At 62.5% G+C, this 17,822-nt stretch carries 13 protein-coding genes; 4 read left to right on the forward strand and 9 right to left on the reverse strand.

What is annotated here, in order from left to right; translation table 11 throughout:
• Positions 1–100: 100 nt before the first annotated feature.
• Positions 101–1,066: a magnesium/cobalt transporter CorA gene (gene corA, locus RHM62_RS11875; RefSeq protein WP_322122304.1), complete on the forward strand. Its 966-nt coding sequence runs from the start codon at positions 101–103 to the stop codon at positions 1,064–1,066.
• 108 nt (positions 1,067–1,174) lie between these two features.
• Here the strand turns inward: corA and RHM62_RS11880 are convergent, their stop codons facing one another.
• Complete coding sequence (locus RHM62_RS11880) at positions 1,175–1,933, reverse strand: RNA methyltransferase (protein ID WP_322122305.1); 759 nt, start codon at positions 1,931–1,933, stop codon at positions 1,175–1,177.
• A 115-nt stretch (positions 1,934–2,048) separates the two neighbouring features.
• Between RHM62_RS11880 and RHM62_RS11885 the strand changes: the two genes are divergently transcribed.
• The 3 genes from RHM62_RS11885 to RHM62_RS11895 all read left to right on the forward strand — a co-directional run bounded on the left by RHM62_RS11885 (position 2,049) and on the right by RHM62_RS11895 (position 7,585).
• Positions 2,049–2,843, forward strand: a complete 795-nt coding sequence (locus RHM62_RS11885; protein ID WP_322122306.1) for an inositol monophosphatase family protein — start codon at positions 2,049–2,051, stop codon at positions 2,841–2,843.
• A gap of 177 nt (positions 2,844–3,020) precedes the next feature.
• Entirely contained in the window at positions 3,021–4,361 is a 1,341-nt protein-coding gene (locus RHM62_RS11890) for a DEAD/DEAH box helicase (RefSeq protein ID WP_322122307.1), read from the forward strand.
• 209 nt (positions 4,362–4,570) lie between these two features.
• Positions 4,571–7,585 (forward strand): PAS domain S-box protein, encoded by a 3,015-nt coding sequence (locus RHM62_RS11895; protein ID WP_322122308.1) that lies wholly within the window; start codon positions 4,571–4,573, stop codon positions 7,583–7,585.
• Here RHM62_RS11895 and RHM62_RS11900 read toward each other — a convergent pair.
• From RHM62_RS11900 to RHM62_RS11935, 8 genes are read right to left on the reverse strand one after another with little or no spacing between them, the layout of a single operon-like run.
• Positions 7,570–8,493 (reverse strand): radical SAM protein, encoded by a 924-nt coding sequence (locus tag RHM62_RS11900; RefSeq protein ID WP_322122309.1) that lies wholly within the window; start codon positions 8,491–8,493, stop codon positions 7,570–7,572. The two genes, RHM62_RS11895 and RHM62_RS11900, sit on opposite strands and share 16 nt — an antisense overlap.
• 30 nt (positions 8,494–8,523) lie before the next feature.
• Positions 8,524–9,396, reverse strand: a complete 873-nt coding sequence (locus RHM62_RS11905; protein WP_322122310.1) for a hypothetical protein — start codon at positions 9,394–9,396, stop codon at positions 8,524–8,526.
• Positions 9,393–10,409 carry a methyltransferase gene (locus tag RHM62_RS11910; protein WP_322122311.1) on the reverse strand — a complete coding sequence of 339 codons (1,017 nt, stop codon included), beginning with the start codon at positions 10,407–10,409 and terminating at the stop codon, positions 9,393–9,395. The genes RHM62_RS11905 and RHM62_RS11910 overlap by 4 nt, the downstream gene beginning before the upstream one ends.
• Positions 10,406–10,966, reverse strand: a complete 561-nt coding sequence (locus tag RHM62_RS11915) for a hypothetical protein (RefSeq protein ID WP_322122312.1) — start codon at positions 10,964–10,966, stop codon at positions 10,406–10,408. The genes RHM62_RS11910 and RHM62_RS11915 overlap by 4 nt, the downstream gene beginning before the upstream one ends.
• Complete coding sequence (locus tag RHM62_RS11920; protein WP_322122313.1) at positions 10,966–11,799, reverse strand: efflux RND transporter periplasmic adaptor subunit; 834 nt, start codon at positions 11,797–11,799, stop codon at positions 10,966–10,968. Before RHM62_RS11920 ends, RHM62_RS11915 begins: the two co-directional genes overlap by 1 nt.
• A 46-nt stretch (positions 11,800–11,845) precedes the next feature.
• Complete coding sequence (locus RHM62_RS11925) at positions 11,846–13,828, reverse strand: preprotein translocase subunit SecA (RefSeq protein WP_322122314.1); 1,983 nt, start codon at positions 13,826–13,828, stop codon at positions 11,846–11,848.
• Positions 13,821–15,968, reverse strand: a complete 2,148-nt coding sequence (locus tag RHM62_RS11930; RefSeq protein ID WP_322122315.1) for an HlyD family efflux transporter periplasmic adaptor subunit — start codon at positions 15,966–15,968, stop codon at positions 13,821–13,823. Before RHM62_RS11930 ends, RHM62_RS11925 begins: the two co-directional genes overlap by 8 nt.
• Positions 15,969–15,978: 10 nt before the next feature.
• Complete coding sequence (locus tag RHM62_RS11935; RefSeq protein WP_322122316.1) at positions 15,979–17,805, reverse strand: HlyD family efflux transporter periplasmic adaptor subunit; 1,827 nt, start codon at positions 17,803–17,805, stop codon at positions 15,979–15,981.
• Positions 17,806–17,822: the final 17 nt, after the last annotated feature.

Consider the following 17,822-nt stretch of genomic DNA (forward strand, 5'->3'; position numbering starts at 1 on the left):
TGAAGTACGCGACGAATCCGTCAGCACCACCGGTTACACTCAGCGTCCGTTCGAGGATATCCGTCACCACAAAACCGCCCTACTCCGGAGATAAATTTTCATGCTCATCAATTGCGTCGCCTACCAGGAAGGCAAGAAGCTGCGCGACGTTCCCGTCGAAGACATCAGCGAACACATCAAAATTCCGGATTGCATGGTCTGGGTCGCATTGAAAGAGGCGGAACCGGCGGAACTCGAACAGATGCGCCACGAATTCGGCTTGCATGAGTTGGCCGTAGAAGATGCGCTATCCGGACATCAACGACCGAAAATTGAAGAGTACGGTGACTCGCTCTTTGCGGTCATGCATTCCATCGAACTGGTGGAGGGGAAATTGCATGTCGGTGAAGTCGATGTGTTTGTCGGGGAAAACTATGTCCTTTCCACGCGCAGCCGCTCTCAATTGGGGTTCCTCGGTGTCCGCGAGCGCTGCGAGCGCGAACCGCACCAGCTCAAGCAAGGTCCGGCCTTCGTCTTGTATGCCTTGATGGACGCGGTAGTTGATCGCTACTTCCCGGTCCTTGAGGCGCTGGAAGCAGAACTCGAAACGATAGAAGAAAACATCTTCATCAAAGGCGCGCAGCGCGCCAATGTCGAACGGCTCTATGAACTCAAACGCAAGGTGGTCACGCTCAGGCACGCGGTCGCGCCATTGATGGAAGCGGTCGGAAAACTGGACGGCGGCCGGGTGCCGCCGATTTGCGTGAATTCAAAAGAATACTTCCGCGATGTCCATGATCATCTTTCGCGGATCAACATGTCGATCGATGCGATCCGCGACACCATCGGCATTGCCATCCAGGTCAACCTGGCCATGGTGAGCATCGATGAAAGTGAAGTGAACAAACGGCTCGCAGGATGGGCGGCGATTTTTGCGGTGGCCACGGCCTTTTTCGGTGTCTGGGGCATGAATTTCCAGCACATGCCCGAGCTGCAATGGACCTACGGGTATCCGGTCGCGCTGGCTATCGTGGCGACCGTGTGCGGCTACTTGTATTACCGCTTCAAGAAATCGGGTTGGCTGTAGCTGACGACGCCTGGTCGGGGCGGAGCACAGGCAGTTTCATCAACCGCAGCCGGTGCATTCGGTGCATTGCCCTGCGGTTATTGCACTCTACGAATGCTGTGCGTCGCGTTAGCTGCAACGCGCCAGAATCTGCTTGGCAATACCGCGCAGGATGTTGACTTCTTCTGTCTCGAGGCCGGTGCGGGCAAATAGCCGCTTGAGGCGTGGCATCAGTTTTTTCGGGCTGTCGGGTTTCAGGAAATCGATCGCCACCAATGCCTGTTCCAGATGCTGGTACATGCCTTCGACTTGCGTCAGGCTGGCGGCGTCGCCCTGAAAACCGACCCCGCTGGCGACTTGCCCGTCATCGCCCAGCGCCGCCATCCGGCATTCATACGCCAGCACCTGCACGGCCTGTCCGAGGTTCAGTGACGAGTACGCCGGATTGGCCGGAATATTGATCAGCACATTGCACTTCTCGACGATTTCGTTGGGCAAGCCGAAGCGCTCGTTGCCCAGCACCAGCGCGACGCGCAGCGCGGCGTTGCCCGCAACCTCATCAGCAAACCTGCGCGGCCCGGTCACCGGCGGCGAAAACTCGCGCAGGCGGGCACTGACCGCTGCGGCGTAATTGCAATCGACCAGTGCCTCCTCGATCGAGCCGACGATGCGCGCATTGGCCAGCACATCCTGTGCGCCACTGGCAAAGGCAACCGCCTCGTCCTGCTGCGCGGCGTCCGCAAAACGCGGATTGACAAGCACCAGATCCGTGAATCCCATGGTCTTCATGGCCCGTGCGGCAGCACCGATATTGCCGGGCCGGCTGGTCTCGACCAGGACAAAACGCAGGCGAGTAAAAAGAGACGTGTCGATTTGGGCAGTGTTCATTTAAAATGGCGCCATTCGCGGCACGTTAGAGGGTTAGACGATGCTGCATCGCTCATTAATTTCAATTTAGGTGGTCCGTCCGATGGTGGCGGCTCGCCATTTTAACGGAACCGCTATGAATCCCTTCCTCAATACCGCGATCAAGGCCGCGCGTCGCGCCGCTGCGGTCATCAACCGTGCTTCCTTCGACCTCGACCGCGTCAAGTACGTCGAAAAAGCCCCGAACGATTTCGTCACCGAAGTCGACCAGGCCGCCGAGCAAACGATCATAGAGATTCTGACCAACGCCTATCCGACTCACGCCATCCTCGCCGAAGAGTCCGGCGCTTCCGACAATCTGCACGACGACAACGAAAACGTCTGGATCATCGATCCGCTCGACGGCACTACCAATTTTATCCACGGCTTCCCGCAATACTGCGTCTCGATCGCGCTGCAGCAGCGCGGCGTCATCACGCAAGCGGTGATCTACGACCCGACCCGCAACGACCTGTTCACCGCCTCCAAGGGCGCAGGGGCCTACCTCAACGACAAGCGCCTGCGCGTCGGCAAACGTGACCGGCTGCAGGATGCGCTGATCGGCACCGGCTTCCCGTTCCGCAACATGCAAGGCCTCGAAGAGTACATCGACATGTTCCGCATCATGACCCAGAAGTGCGCCGGTTTGCGTCGCCCGGGTGCCGCTGCGCTGGACCTGGCGTATGTCGCCGCCGGCCGTCTGGATGGCTTTTTCGAGAAGGGTTTAAAGCCATGGGACATGGCAGCCGGCTCACTGATGGTGACCGAGTCCGGCGGCATCGTCGGCACCTTCGCCGGCGAATCCGACTACCTGTACAAGGATGAAGTCATCGCCGGTTCGCCGAAGATCTTCGCGCAAATGGTCGCCGCACTGGGCCCGTTCGCCAAGTAGAAATTTGTCGCTGCGTGACCGGTCAGTGCCGGTCCCGTCCGCAAGCACTGCTATACTCCGGCCACGCGGCACATCGTCCAGTCTACTTGCCGCTGTCTATCCGACCCACGCATCCTAATCCGTTTGCCTGCGACTGGCGCCGCTGTGGCGACAGGCCAATTTCTCTATAAAGTCCTTATGTCATTTGCTCAACTCGGCCTGTCGGCCGATATCGTGCGCGCCGTCACCGAACACGGCTATACCATTCCGACCCCGATTCAGGCACAGGCGATTCCCGCCGTCCTGCTCGGTGGCGACCTGCTCGCCGGTGCGCAAACCGGTACCGGCAAAACCGCCGGTTTCACGCTGCCGCTGCTGCACCGCCTGTCGACCAGCACGACGGCACCGACCACCAACACCGCTACCCGCCCTATCCGCGCACTGATCCTGGCCCCGACGCGCGAACTCGCTGCGCAGGTCGAGGAAAGCGTCCGCACCTACGGCAAATACCTGAAACTGACCTCGACCGTGATCTTCGGCGGCGTCGGCATCAACCCGCAAATCAAGATGCTCAAGCACGGCGTTGACATCCTCGTCGCCACGCCGGGCCGCTTGCTCGACCACATGGGCCAGGGCACGGTCAATCTGTCGCAGGTCGAAATCCTGATCCTCGACGAAGCCGACCGCATGCTCGACATGGGCTTCATCAAGGACATCAAGAAAGTCCTCGCCGTGCTGCCGAAAAAGCGCCAGAACCTGCTGTTCTCGGCCACTTTTTCGGAAGAGATCAAGACGCTGGCCGATGGCTTGCTGAATGCGCCAAAGATGATCGAAGTCGCGCGCCGCAATTCGACGGTCGAAATCATCGCCCAGAAAATTTATCCGGTCGACCGCGACAAGAAACACCCGCTGCTGGCGCACCTGATCAAGACCAACAACTGGCCGCAAGTGCTGGTGTTTACGCGCACCAAGCACGGTGCCAACAAGCTCGTCGAGCAACTCGAAAAAGACGGCATCAGCGGCATGGCGATCCACGGTAACAAGAGCCAGTCGGCCCGTACCAAGGCACTTGCCGAGTTCAAGGATGGCAAGCTGCAAGTGCTGGTCGCCACCGACATCGCCGCGCGCGGTATCGACATCGACCAGTTGCCACACGTGGTCAACTACGACTTGCCGAACGTCCCGGAAGATTACGTCCATCGCATCGGCCGTACCGGTCGTGCCGGCGCCACCGGCGAAGCGGTCTCGCTGGTCTGCGTCGACGAACACGAAATGCTGCGTGACATCGAAAAACTGATCAAGCGCGAATTGCCAAAAGAAGTCGTGCCCGGCTTCGAGCCGGACCCGAATGCCCGCGCCCAGCCGATCCAGCTGCGCAGCGGCAATGGCGGCGGCGGACGCGGTCAGCCGCAAGGCCGTACTGCTGTCGTCAAGACGCGTGTTTCGCCAACGGCCAAGCCACAAGGCGGCGGTCCATCGAAGAGCTTCGGTACGACCAAGACATCGGCACCGCGTCGTTCCGGTGGTCGTGGCCGCTAAAAACCACGCCAGCAAAACAGCCTGACCGGGTGAAGGCGCAAGCCTTCACCTGACTGCAGCACCGGATTTTTCGCTACACTGCCCGCACCAGAGGACCAGACACTTCCGTTTATCATGCGACCAAGCGCACCGCCTTCCCCGTTTTCGCCCGGCACACCACGCAGCGTTCGTGGCCGCGCGCTCACGTGCTGCTGGCAGCGAGGCGCGGCATGATTTATCGTCCCGGACAATTCACGCGCCTGCTGGCGCGTTTTCATTTGCAGTTGCTGTTGCCGGTATCGGGCTTGCTGATGCTGACCCTGCTCTGGACCGTGGTGTATTTCCAGGTCCAGGACAGCCGCGCCATCGCCCTTGATGAAGCCAGCAGCCGCGCCGAAACACTCAGCCAGGAATACGCCGACTACAGCGCGCGCCTGTTGCGCCAGGTCGATCAGGCCACGCAGTTCATCAAGTTTGCCTACGAGCAGCAGCAACAGAGCTTCCATCTGGATGAACTGGTGCAGCGCAAAGGGGTGCTGCCCGCCGACCTGATGCTGGGCGTCGCGATTTCCGATGCCAACGGCGATGGTGTCACCGGCGTCCACACGCCCAGTCTGGAGAACATCGCCGACCGCGATTACTTCAAGGTGCATGCACAGCGCGATGACGACCGCCTGTTCGTCAGCCGGCCCTTGCTCGAACCGTATTCCACCCAATGGTCCATCATCGTCAGCCGGCGCCTGAACCGGGCCGATGGCCGCTTTGCCGGCGTCGTCGCGGTGGCGTTAAAGCAATCGCTGCTAACCGACTATTCGCCCAACCGGACCGGCGCAAAAAGCTTTGTCGGCCTGGTCGGCGATGACGGCATCTTTCGCGCCAGCCGGATCGGACGGACACCGTTTCCCGGCGACGATCAATCCTTTGCAAGCTGGATCAAGCCGGAATCAAAAAACCGCTCGCAAGCCATCATCCGTGACAGCCCGAATGACAATGTGCGGCGCATTTTCAGCTTCCAGCAACTCAATGATTTTCCGCTTGTGGCGGTGGTCGGTATCGACGAACACAACGCGCTGGCACGGTATGACCGCAACCGCAACGCGACCATCTGGTCAGGCGTCGCCGGCTCGGTCGCACTACTGGTGTTCATCGCGATCCTGATGCGCCAGAGCGCCCGCTTGCGCATGAGCGAACTGGCGGCAGCGCAAGCGCAGGCGGTGTTCCGTGCCGCTGCCGAAGGCAGCCTCGATGCGCTGACAATCCTGCAAAGCGAAGCCGACAGCAACGGCACCATTACCGGCTTCACGATTTCGGCCATCAATGAGCGCGGTGCCGGTTTGCTCAATCGTGACCGCAACGCGCTGATCGGCCAGTCGCTGTGCGATGTCGTACCGATGACGCGTAGCAGCGGTTTTCTTAACAAGTACCTGCGCGTCGTCAGTACCGGCACGCCAATGGAAGAAGAATTCCAGTTCACGACCAGCAACGGCAAGCTGCGCTGGCTGCGCCAGCAAGTCGTTGCCATCGACGGCGGCATTGCGATCACCACACGCGATATTTCGGCGCGCAAGGAAGCCGAGCTCGAGACCCGCAACAGCCGTGCCTTCCTGCAGTCGCTGATCGACAATTTGCCGCTGGTGGTCTACGCGCGTGACATGCGCGGCACCACGCCCAGAACCATCGTCTGGAACGAGACCGCCGAAATCGTCACCGGCTATCCGTCTGCGCTGGTACTCGGCAATACCGACGAGTCAATCTTTCCGACCATTACGCAAACCATCTTTACCGAGTTCGAAACGCGCATGACCGCCGATCCGATGGTGATCAATTTGCCGGAGGTGCCGTTCCGCAGTCGCAGTGGCGAGCTGCATTGTCTGCGCATCGTGGCCGTGCCGCTGCTCGACGACAATGGCGCGCTTGAATACATCATCGGCATCGCCGAAGACATCACGGTGCGCCGCCGGCAGGAACTGGACCTGCGCAGCAAGCAGGCTGAGCTGGCCGCGGCCAACGATGCTTCGCCGCTGGGCCTGTTCCGCACCGACCCGGTCGGCAATTGCACCTACGTCAATCGCACCTACGAAGAAATGTCCGGCCTGGCCGCCACGCAAGCCATGGGCGATGGCTGGGTCCAGGCCATCCATCCGGAAGACCGCCTGAAAGTGTTCCAGGCGTGGGGACATGCGAGCGGCGAACACGCGTCGTATCAGGGCGCCTACCGCTTCAAGCATGACAATGGCCGCATCGTCTGGGTCTCGATGAAGACCGCGCCCATCGTCGTCGATGGTGCGGTCGAAGGCTATGTCGGCAGCGTCGATGACATCACCGTCAGGCGCGAATCCGAACAAGCGCTCAGCAAGAGCGAACAGCGCCTGCGCACCATCACCGACACGCTGCCGGCGCTGGTGGCCTTTGTCGATGCCGAGCAGCGCTACCGCTTCAACAACCTCGCCTACGAGCGCGCGTTCGGCATCAACCGCGACGACATCCGCTACAAGACCATCCGCGAATTCGTCGGCGACGAGCAATACGCTTTCATTGCGCCCTATCTGGAACGCGCCCTGCACGGCGAGCGCGTCACCTTCGAGCATCAGGAAAACAGCGAGGGCAACGCGCGCTGGGTCGAATCGACCTACATCCCGCAAATCGGCGACGACGCGAAGGAAGTCGTTGGCATCCACATCATGATCCACGACATCACCGACAAAAAAAACGAACAGAGCCGCTTGCGGCAACTGGCCCAGGTCGACAGCCTGACCGGTTTGCTCAACCGCGCCGGCTTCGAGCAAAAACTGGCGCAGGCGCTCTCGACTGCCCGCAACGAGCGCAGCCTGATGGCGCTGCTGTTTCTCGACATCGATCATTTCAAGAGCATCAACGACACGCACGGCCATCCGGTCGGCGACGCATTACTGAGAGCTTTTTCCGGCCGCCTGTCGCGCGCCTTGCGTTCGGTTGATACCATCGCGCGCCTGGGTGGCGACGAGTTTACCGTGATCATGGAAGGCATCACGCATACCGGCGATGCCGAAAAAACCGCCGCCAAGATCGTCGATTCGATGCGCGCCCTGTTCAAGCTCGACAGCTTGCCGCTGTCGATCACGGCCAGCATCGGGGTGGCCTTCTGCAATGGCAAGGCGATGGAGGCAAAGGAGTTGATCCGCCAGGCCGATGACATGCTGTATCAGGCCAAGGCCGGCGGGCGCAATCAGTATTGCGTGCAGTTGCCGGATCAGCCGGCCGGCTGAAGCTTAGTTAGCGGTGGCAGCGGTGTCAGCACATCGGCATGCCAGCCGAATTTTTTGACGTAAGCGGTATTGAGCCCGAGACATTGCGTCGAGCCGCACTGCGCCCGATGCACGCACTGGTGGAAGCCATTGCGCATGAATTCGGTCCAGAAGGCATCGTCGATGTAGAGCTCGGGCTGGTCGTTGTAGAGCGCGGCGCGATCGCTGCCGAGCAGGCATTCCGGAAAATTCTTGACCTCGATGCCGCGCCCGATCGCCCGTGCCGCATCGATTGCTTCACGCAGCAAGGGCAAGGCATCGAGGTGCGACGCGATCAGGTTCTTGTCGTCCTGCTCGCGCATCGGAAAATAAAACCAGAACTCCATTTGCGCCAGCCGTGTCAGGTGTTTCAGGCGCTCGACCAGTTGCGGCAATTGCCGGTAACTGCGTTCGGTCACCACCGTGTTGGTGATGGTCACCACGCCCGGTGACTGATCCAGAATCTCCAGCCCGCGCAAGGTCTTGTCGAAGGACCCCGGCACTGTCGTGATGCCGTCATGCGTGGCGGCGTCGGCACCGGCGACACTGATAAAAAATTCATTCACGCCGGCCTCGATCAGTTCGGCGCAATAGCTTTCGCTGCCCAGGCGCATGCCGTGGGTCTGGATGCGCACCTTGTCAAAACCGGACTGACGCGCCATCCGCACCCACTCCGGCAAGTCGCGATGCAAAGTGATTTCTGAGCCGGTCAGAATCAGTCCGCTCCACTTGCGGTGCATGCCGTTGTGCGCCAGCAGTGCGTGCAACTGCTCTTCGGTTTGCGGCTTGAGCCGGTCCATCGTGTCTTCGATCATGCAATGCACGCACTTCAGGTTGCACCTGAATTCCATCGTCATCGACACATACTGGTGGTGATTGAAGCAGCCCATGACGGCCTCCTGTTGAACGAATCGCTCGATTTAAAACACGCCGTAATAGGCACTCTTGAGGATGCGCAGCACGCCGTCTTCCATGCGGTAATCGAATCCCACGTCATACAGCAAATGATCGAGCTGCGCACGCTGTTGTGCGATGGTCGCCACCAGCGCCGCCGGATAATCGAGCCGGCGCAAAAAGAACAACAGCTGGTCTATCGTGATCCGCGAAAAATACACGCCGTCGTGATGGCGCTTGTTGGCTAGCACGATGGTCTGGCACTCACGCAGTTCGGGCCACAACACGCGGTCAAGCTCGAAGCGCGACAAGTCCAGATAAGCCGATGAACGCACCTTGTCGATGATCTGCCGGACCTGCGTGCGCGCATCAAAAAAGAAATAGAAATTTTTCAGCGTCATCGCCTGCGCCTTCACGTCGTAACAGATGCCCGACGACACGGTGCTGCCGACATTGCCGATGTAGAGCTGCAGCAGTTCCAGCGGCCGGCCCTGCTCCAGCACGGTGCGATCAAGGTCGATCGAAAACATGAAATAGTCACGCGCCTCATTGACCTGCAAGGTCGATGCCATCCACGGCCGGATCACGTCCAGCAAGCGCGTCACCGAGCGCGTGCGCTGCTGCCGGTCGTAATCGTAAAAGTACAGTTCCCAGCTCAGGCGTCCGCCCTCGAACTTGACACCCCAGACCGTGCGCGATGGTCCGAAGGCCTGCCGGATCGCCTCGACCAGTGCGAATGCCGGCGCGCCCATCTCTGCATACGCAAAGCTGTCGCGCAGCAGATTGACCGAACGCCATTTGCCCACCGGCGCGGCCACCGGTATGTAATCCCACAGGCAGTAATCAACGTAGCGCTCGTCGGCGGTGGTGATCTCAGGCTCGAAGGCAAACATGGTCATGGTCCGTTGATGGCGGTGATCAGGATGAAGGGCATGTCGAGCTGCACCTGCCGCACCGTGATGTCCGTGAAGCCAAGCCGATTCAATTGCGCGCAATACGCTTCGGGTGTGCGGTACGAGCGGAAGAACAGCATCAGCGGCAGCTGGCCATAGCCGAGCTGGGCGGCACCGATCTGCACCTGCCCGCGCTCGAAAATCATCAGCGTGCCGCCTGGCTCCAGCGCGACCTGCGCGCGCTGCAAAAAGTCCGCCATCGCGGCATCCGGCCAGTCATGCAGCATCGATTTGAAGGTGATCAGGTCATGCCCGCGCGGCAGCGCGACCGGCTCGACCGGCGCTTTGACGAAGGCCATCCGTGCGGCTTCCGGTTCGCGGCCGACATGCTGGCGACCGATGTCGCACACCAGCGGCAGGTCGAACACGGTCGCCTGCAAACGCTCGTGCGCACGACAGACCCGCAGCGCGAACTCGCCGCTATTGCCGCCGACATCGAGCATGCGCCGGTAGCCCGAAAAATCATGTTCCGCGATACATGCCTGCGCTTCGTACCTAGTCAGCGCCGTGGTCAGCCGCATCCAGCGCGCGGTCTGCGCCAGATTGTCCGGCGTCGACTCGAAACAGTTCTGATACGAAAACAGCTTGAACAGCCGTGCCTGTTCCACAAACTGCTGCGGTGCCATCAGCAGCGCCGTGAACAGATGCAAAAAATCCGGCGCAACCAGATTGGCAAATTGCAGCTTGGCTTCGAGCAGGTCGCGGTACGCCAGCGCAGCGACGAAAGCGGCACTCAGGCGCAAGCCTTCCGGCTCCAGCACGCGATGCGCCCGCAACATGCCGAGCAACAGATGTAGGCCGGACGCGTCGATCCGCACATCGGCCTGCAATGCCGCCAGGTCGCAGGGTGCCGCCAGCATCCGGTCGATCAAGCCGATTTCAAAGGCGCTGGCCAGCGCGCGTGCACCGACCATGTCGACCAGGAAGGCATCGACCCGCAAATAGTCGCGCGCAGTCATGGCGTCTTCCCGAGAAAATCCAGCACTTGTCGCACCAGCACGGCCGGCTCGGCGCGACCATCGAGGATCAGATCGGCACGCGGTCGCACCACCCGCAACTGTTCGGCCAGCACGCCGTGGATGGTGCCAGTGTAATGCGCCAGATACGCAGTGAGCCAGTCCAGCGTCTGCGCCGGATTCTGCACCGTGGCCGTGATCTCGCGCAGCCGCCGCGCCAGCGCCAGGTCGAGCGGCACATCGATCCAGACCAGCACATCAATCGCGCCGGCAGTGGCCGGCCAGGCGCGCCCGAGCGGCATCTCGAACACCAGCTCGGGTGTGGCGGCCAGCGTGCGCAGGCGCGTCAGTTCGGCGGCCAGTCCCGGCGCTTCCAGCTGATCGAAGTCGGCACCCGCGGCCAGCCACACTGACAGGTGCGACACCGGTTGCCGGGTCGCGGTTTCGTAATCATCAAAGCACAGCGTCGTGCTGCCCAGCGTGCGCGCCAGCGCCTCGGCCAGCGCCGATTTGCCGCCGCCAATCGGGGCGGCAATCGCAATGACGCGCGACGCCGGCATTAGCTGACGAACTTGACGTTGCAGCGCATGCCGGCCGGAATCTTGTTGCCGGGGTTGCGCAATTCCAGCCGCACGCCGAAGGTGCCGCTGGCCGCATCGATCACGCGATCGACCACCGTGACTTTGGCGCTGTAACTGCCGCTCATCATCGGGTCGAGCCGGACCTGGCCGGTCATGCCGGTCCGGATCGTGCCGAACAGTTCGACCGGTGCGATCACTTCGACGTACAGCGGATCGATCTGGACCAGCTTGAGGATTTTTTCTTGCGCGACATGGTCGCCCGGTGCCAGGTAGCGCTCGACCACCACGCCATTGATCGGGCTGGTGATGGTGCGCAGGGCCAGCACTTCCTGCTGCTGCTTGCGCTCCAGTCCGGCCAGCCGGGTTTGGGTTTCGAGCTCGTCCTTGTCGCTGGCCGAAATCAAATCCTTCTTGAACAGCTCTTCATTGCGCATGACCTTGCGCTGGCCGTAGGCTTCCTGCGCCTGGCGCAAGACCACCGTAGCCGCTTCCACCGACGAATTCAGGCGCGCCACAACCTGCCCCCTGCGCACATCGGCGCCGCGGTCCACCAGCACCTGCGCCAGCGTCCCTTCGACCGGACTGCCGACATTGGCCACCAGCGAGGGTTCGAGCAGGCATTCCATATCGTCGCCCATCTTGCGGCTGCGATTGCCGCTCTGGGCAGTGGCCGGTTTGACGGCCGCGCGTGGCGCGCCGGCCGGTGCCAGGTTCGGTACCGGTGCCGGTTGCGGCGGCACGAAGGCGGGTTTGTCGGCGGCGCTGGCGGACACGCTCATCAGCATCAGCGCAGCGAAACGGAAGGTGTTCATAAAATTCCTTTGGTTGACTTCAATTCAATGACCGGTACGGCAAACACTATTCGGCCCGCCCTGAAAACGACAGGATGCTGCCCATCTGCCGGTCGGCCTTCAGCAAACTGCGGCGCAGCACGGACTGGTTGCGCTCGGTGCGGCGTTGCGCGTGGCGGATCCAGCAACTGCGGCTGCGCTCCGAGCGCAGCAGGCGCGCTGCCAGCCATCCCGACAGTCCGCCGGTGTACGGCGCGAGCAGCGCATCCTGCAGCGACAGGATCGCCTCGACATGGCCGGGATCGCCCTGGCGCGCACAGCGACCGGCGATCTGGCGGTCGATGCGGCCGGCTTCGTGGCGCTCCGACAGGATCACGTGCAAACCGCCCGATGCGATGGCGTCGGCTGCCAGCTTGATATCGGTGCCGCGACCGGCCATGTTGGTGGCGATGGTGATGCAGCCGGGCTGGCCGGCACCGGCGACGATGGCGGCTTCGGCATCGTCCTGCTTGGCATTCAACACGCTGTGCGCGACGCCGCGCGCCTGCAGCAAATCGCTGAGCCATTCCGACGCCGCCACCGAGCGCGTACCGACCAGCACCGGCGCACCGCGTGCGTGGTGACGCAAGATGACGGCGACGATTTCCTGCCATTTTTCGCCGTCGCTGGCGAACACGCGGTCGGCCTGCTGCACACGCCGGCTGTCGCGGTTGGTCGGCACCTTCACCACTGCCAATCCATAAATGCTGCCGAGTTCGCCGGCCACTTCCGAAGCGGTCCCGCTCATGCCCGACAAGTGCTGGTAGCGCCGGAAAAAACGCTGGTAACTGATGCGTGCGAGCGGTTCCTTGCGCGGCGTGATGGCGCAGTTTTCCTTCAGTTCGATCAGCTGGTGCAGACCCTGTCCCCACGAGCGGTCGGCCATCACGCGACCGGTGAATTCATCGATGACCTGGATGGTGCCGTCGCGCACCAGATAGTGTTCGTCGCGCCGGAACAGCTGCAGCGCGGTCAGCGCCTGCAGCACCACTTCTTCGCGCCGCAAGGTCATCGTCCAGACCCCGCCCAGCGAGCTGCACAGGTCCAGCACCCGTGCGTGCCCCGGCTCGGTCATCTCGATGCGGCGCTCGCCGGCCAGCTGGCGGTAATGCGTGCCCTCGACCAGCTGGCGCGCCAGCGTGATGGCTTGCAGCGCCAGCTCCGCTTCGCCGGGCGAGAACACTTCGGCCGAGATGATCAGCGGCGTGCCGGCTTCATCGGCCAGCACGCTGTCGGCTTCATCGACGATGGCAAAACCGAGGCCGCGTAACAGCAAACGGCTGCTGCGGGTGTCGCCGCCGGAGAGTTTTTCCAGCCGCAGATGCAGCGTGTCGGCCTGGCTGCCGAGCACGATGCGGTCGCGCAGATAATCGAAGACCACGGTCTTGTTGGTGCAATAGACGACGTCGCAGGCATAGGCCAGCTGGCGCTGTTCATGCGTCATCTCCGAGGTCACCGCCGCCGACGTGATGCCCAGCGCCGCGTACACCGGCTGCATCTGCGCATGGTCGCGCGCGACCAGGTAATCGTTGACCGTGATGACATGTACCAGCCGGCCGGCCAGTGCCGCCGTGCAGGCCGGCAGCGTCGCGGTCAGGGTCTTGCCTTCGCCGGTTTCCATCTCGGCGACCATGCCATCGAGCAGCAGCCGGCCGCCTATCAGCTGGACATCAAAATGACGCATCCCCAGCACGCGGTCGGCCGCCTCGCGCACCAGCGCAAAGGACTGTGCCACCAGCGCATCGCGCAAGCCTTCGCGGCGCAACTGCTGCGCCAGCACGCGCGCCAGTGCGTGCAAGCCATCGGCATCGAGTGCGCGCAGCGGTGCCTCGAACGGCGCGACCTGCTGCACGATCGCCCGCACCCGCGACCTGCGCGAGCGCCAGGTCCGGTCCAGCCAGCCGGTGATGGCGCTGCCGGCGCGCTCGAGCAGGCTTTCGTCGTGCACTTCCTCGCGCTCGGGATAGAGCTGGTCGAAGCGGCCTGGCTTGTGGCGCATGACATTAGACATTGAATTTTTTCAGGAAAACGCGGCGTACCGCATGGAACCACTGCCGGCCCAAGGGCTCGGACGGATGCTCGAACCGCACATAAACACGGCTGCCGAGTTTGTCGAGCCGGGTGCCGGGCGGCAGTTGCAGGTCGAGCACGAACAGCTTTTCCAGCGTGCGTGCATCGCCTGACTTGTTCGGATCAAGCCCGATCCTGCCGCCGCCCTGAAAGCTCAGCGCCATGCCGGGCAGCTGGTCGGTCGCGCCCGGCACTTCGCGCAGCACCTGCGCTGCCATCACCACGGCGGGCTGGTCGACGGTACGGACTTCGATCGCGCGCATGCCCTGGCGCACCTTGTCGGCATCCGATTGCGGGATCACCACGCGCACGCTGCCCAGCGCGTCACTGGTCACGTAGCCGAGCAATTCGCCGCGCTGGACAAAGCGTCCCGCCAGGTTCTGTACGTCGGCAATGACGAAGGTGCCGGTGCCGGGACTGCGCACGTCGATCGAGGCCAGCCGCTGCTGCGCCAGTGCCAGCGCAACGCGGGCATGTGCGGTTTGCTGCTGCAGGATGTCGGCTTGCACGCGGCTGCTGGTGACCGCGGCGTTGTAGCGCGCTTCCAGCCCCGCCAGTTCGGCCGCCTGCACGGCCACCCGCGCCACCAGTTCCGGATCTTCGCAGCGGATCAGCAGATCCCCCTTGCGCACCAGCTGCCCCGGCTGCGCCATCACCCGCGTGACAAAACCATCAACGCTGGCGCGCACCTGCGCTTCGTCCGGCGCCCACACCACGCCTTCGCTGCGCGTGAACGACGGCGCCGGCAGCCAGAACAGCACCAGCAGCAGCAATGCCACCAGCGCACTGCTCAGGCCCACCGCACGGATGCGATTGCGCCGCAGCGCGGGGCTGGTGAAGACGTAGCTGATCTTCTTCAACACCGGTTGCACCAGCATGTTGAAGAAGGACCAGAGCGCCATCAGGATGCCGAAAATAAAAAATTTGCTCGCCACCAGCAGCACGATGGTGATCATCATCAGCATCCGGTAGACGAAGGACGTGATGCTATAAAAAACGAACCAGCGCCCTTCCCCGTGCGCTACCACCGGCGAGCGCGCGTCGGCCAGCCCGAACACATGGCGGTTCACCAGATAGCCCAGATGCTCGTTGGCACGCTGCCCGAGATTCGGGATTTCGAGGTAGTCCGACAGGATGTAATAACCGTCGTAGCGCAGGAACGGATTGCCATTGAACAGCAGCGTCGAGACACCGGTAATGAGGATGATGTTGTACGCAATCGCGCGGTCGGTGCCGGGGTCCAGCCAGACCCACAGGATCATCGCGATGGCGGCGATGAAGAGCTCGGTCAGCATGCCGGCGGCACCGACCAGCATGCGCCAGCGCTTGTCTTCGAAGGCTGACGCCGACGAGGCATCGACATACGGAATCGGCATCATCAGCAGCAGCATCACGCCCATCTCGTGGACTTCGCCGCCGCGCGCCTTGACCGCAAAACCGTGGCCCAGCTCGTGCAGGATTTTCACCAGCGGGAACAGGATCCAGATCAGCAGCAGGTTATCGACCGAGAACACCCGGTCCAGCATCCCATCCGAAAATTCGCGCCAGTGCACACCGGCCAGCAGGATCGCCGACAGGACCGTCAGGCACCACAGTGCGGCACCGAACTTGCCGAACAGCGGGCGCACCAGCGGCATCGCCCGTTGCAGCATCCGGTCGGGATCGAACAGCGGAAAGCGCAGCGACATCGGATTGCCGACGTATTGTTTGACCTTCATGCGCAGGTGCTTGCCGCGCCGCTCGTGCTGCTCGCGGATGTCGGGCGGCGCGTCGCTTTGCAGTACGTCGGCGCGGTGCAGGTCCGACATCAGCTTGATCATTTCGGATTGCGACGGCACCTCGTCACCAAGGCGCTCGCAAGCGATATCCCAGATTTGCTGCATGCTGCGTTCGCCATCCATCAGACCGATCACCAGATTGGCCACCGGCGTGAAGCGATGAAAACGTCCGCTCGCGTGATCCTGCAGCACATACCAGAGCCCGCCGCGATACACGTGGCGGTGGATTTGCGCATGGTTGCGCAGGCGCGGCTTGACGCTGGCGACGCGATACCACGATTCGCTGAACAGGGATTCGCTCATCGGGACGTTGTCAGATCCATGACCACACGCTCAGCCGCAACCAATCGACCAGCTTGTGCGTCCATTGCCAGATCAGCTTGCGCTGGCCGATGGCGATCTTGCCGATGCCTTCCATGCCGGGGCGCAGCTTGTCGCTGACCTGTTCGACATTGGCCTCGACGCGGAAAAAACTGCGTCCTTCGCGCGAACTGGTCACCGGCGTCAGATGCGAAATCACCAGCGGAAACACCTGACCCGGCAATGCCGTCAGCATCAGTTCGCCACGCAGTCCTTCGCGGATGCCGGTGATGTCGCTTTCATCGACCTCGAGGATGACCCGATACGCGTTGAGCGGCGCAACCTCGAACAAGGTCTGGCCGCGCTTGACCGCACTGCCCAGCGCTTGCGACAGGTCGCCGCTAACAACAATGCCATCGAGCGGCGCCGTGATGCTGGCACGCGCGAGCTGCTCGGCCAGCAAATCCATTTGCGCGCGCGCCTGCTGCACTTGCGCCAGCGAGATATTGAGCTGCACGCGGTCGGCCTTGGCCATCGCTTCCTGATACTGCTTGCTGTATTGCTCGGCCTGGCTGGCCCAGCGCAAATACTCCAGTTGCAGGTCGCGCTGGTCGAGCGTGGCCAGCACGGTGCCGGCCTTGATGACATCGCCGGCGCGCTGGCTGGCGGTGGCGACATAGCCATCGAAGGGTGCCACCAGCACGCGCCGGATTGCGCCTTCGAGTGCGGCATTGGCACCCACCGTGTAAGTGCTGCTGGCGATGCTGAAGAACAGCACCGCCAGCATCAGCAAGCCGGCGGCGAGCTTGCGGCCATAAAAGCGCGGGCCGGTAAATTTGATCAGCTGATCGCGGCCGAGGTCCTTGATGCGGGCCACCAGCAGCCGGTCATTGAGGCGTTTTTCTTCGAGGATGCGGCTGCACAGCGCCACCACTGCCTGGCACAGTTCGATCTCGGTGGGCGTGAACGGGCGCGCACCGGAACGCTCGAACGTGAAGCCGCCAACGACCAGGTTGCCGGTCGCGCCGACCACGAACGGGATCGTCAGCACATTGTCGCTACCATGCTGGCGCGCCAGCGCGGCGTGATCGCGCGTGACCAGCAACTGCGCCGCCGGGGCCGGCAATTGCAGCAGCGATTGCTGGTCGATGGCTTCGTCGATGGCGCTGCCGATGGCGCGGATCAGGTTCATGCGCTTGCCGATCTGAGCGCTGTGCGAAACCGCATCGACGCCGGTGTGATCGGTACGGCGAAACCCGACACTGACGCGGTCGCAATCGAAACGGATCGCCAGATCGGTCACCAGCGCGTGCGCAGCCGGCGTGAATTTTTGCTCGGTCATGGCAGAGGCAACCAGGTCCAGCGTCGTCATCAGGCGCTCGCGGGTGGTTTGCTCGTGACCGGATTGCTGACGCAGCAAGGCCGCCTCGATGCCTTGCAAACCCCATTGCAACTGGCGCGTCAGATCCTGCATGCCGGCGTCGCTGCGCAGCTGGGTTTGCACTGCGACCAACCCGTGCAGATGACCTTCGAGGATCACCGGATAAGCCAGCGCCGCCTGCGTGGCATCGGCCAGCAAGGTCGGCTGGCGCGACTCCAGCGCCAGCCCGGCGACCTCGGTCAGCAAACTGCCGGGCGCTTGCTGCGGCGGCCAGAAAGCCACCGGCAAAAACGGGCCGGTGTCAGGCGGACCGAGCACCATCACGGCACCGGTGGCGCCCTCGATCATCGCGCATTGCAATGCCAGCCAGGCACTGCCGAACTGGCGTGTATCGATAGGCGCAGCGAACGATTGCCAGAGCGATTGCGGCGTGCCGGCGAGGTCTGCGGATTCGGACAAAAGCAATCTTTCAGTAG

Source organism: Actimicrobium sp. CCC2.4, assembly GCF_034347385.1.
Classification (GTDB): Bacteria; Pseudomonadota; Gammaproteobacteria; order Burkholderiales; family Burkholderiaceae_D; genus Actimicrobium.

Bases quoted from the DNA above. Each gene is read 5' to 3' on its own strand.
- corA (WP_322122304.1), top strand. From the start codon at position 101: ATGCTCATCAATTGCGTCGCCTACCAGGAAGGCAAGAAGCTGCGCGAC.
- RHM62_RS11880 (WP_322122305.1), bottom strand. From the start codon at position 1,933: ATGAACACTGCCCAAATCGACACGTCTCTTTTTACTCGCCTGCGTTTT.
- RHM62_RS11885 (WP_322122306.1), top strand. From the start codon at position 2,049: ATGAATCCCTTCCTCAATACCGCGATCAAGGCCGCGCGTCGCGCCGCT.
- RHM62_RS11890 (WP_322122307.1), top strand. From the start codon at position 3,021: ATGTCATTTGCTCAACTCGGCCTGTCGGCCGATATCGTGCGCGCCGTC.
- RHM62_RS11895 (WP_322122308.1), top strand. From the start codon at position 4,571: ATGATTTATCGTCCCGGACAATTCACGCGCCTGCTGGCGCGTTTTCAT.
- RHM62_RS11900 (WP_322122309.1), bottom strand. From the start codon at position 8,493: ATGGGCTGCTTCAATCACCACCAGTATGTGTCGATGACGATGGAATTC.
- RHM62_RS11905 (WP_322122310.1), bottom strand. From the start codon at position 9,396: ATGACCATGTTTGCCTTCGAGCCTGAGATCACCACCGCCGACGAGCGC.
- RHM62_RS11910 (WP_322122311.1), bottom strand. From the start codon at position 10,409: ATGACTGCGCGCGACTATTTGCGGGTCGATGCCTTCCTGGTCGACATG.
- RHM62_RS11915 (WP_322122312.1), bottom strand. From the start codon at position 10,966: ATGCCGGCGTCGCGCGTCATTGCGATTGCCGCCCCGATTGGCGGCGGC.
- RHM62_RS11920 (WP_322122313.1), bottom strand. From the start codon at position 11,799: ATGAACACCTTCCGTTTCGCTGCGCTGATGCTGATGAGCGTGTCCGCC.
- RHM62_RS11925 (WP_322122314.1), bottom strand. From the start codon at position 13,828: ATGTCTAATGTCATGCGCCACAAGCCAGGCCGCTTCGACCAGCTCTAT.
- RHM62_RS11930 (WP_322122315.1), bottom strand. From the start codon at position 15,968: ATGAGCGAATCCCTGTTCAGCGAATCGTGGTATCGCGTCGCCAGCGTC.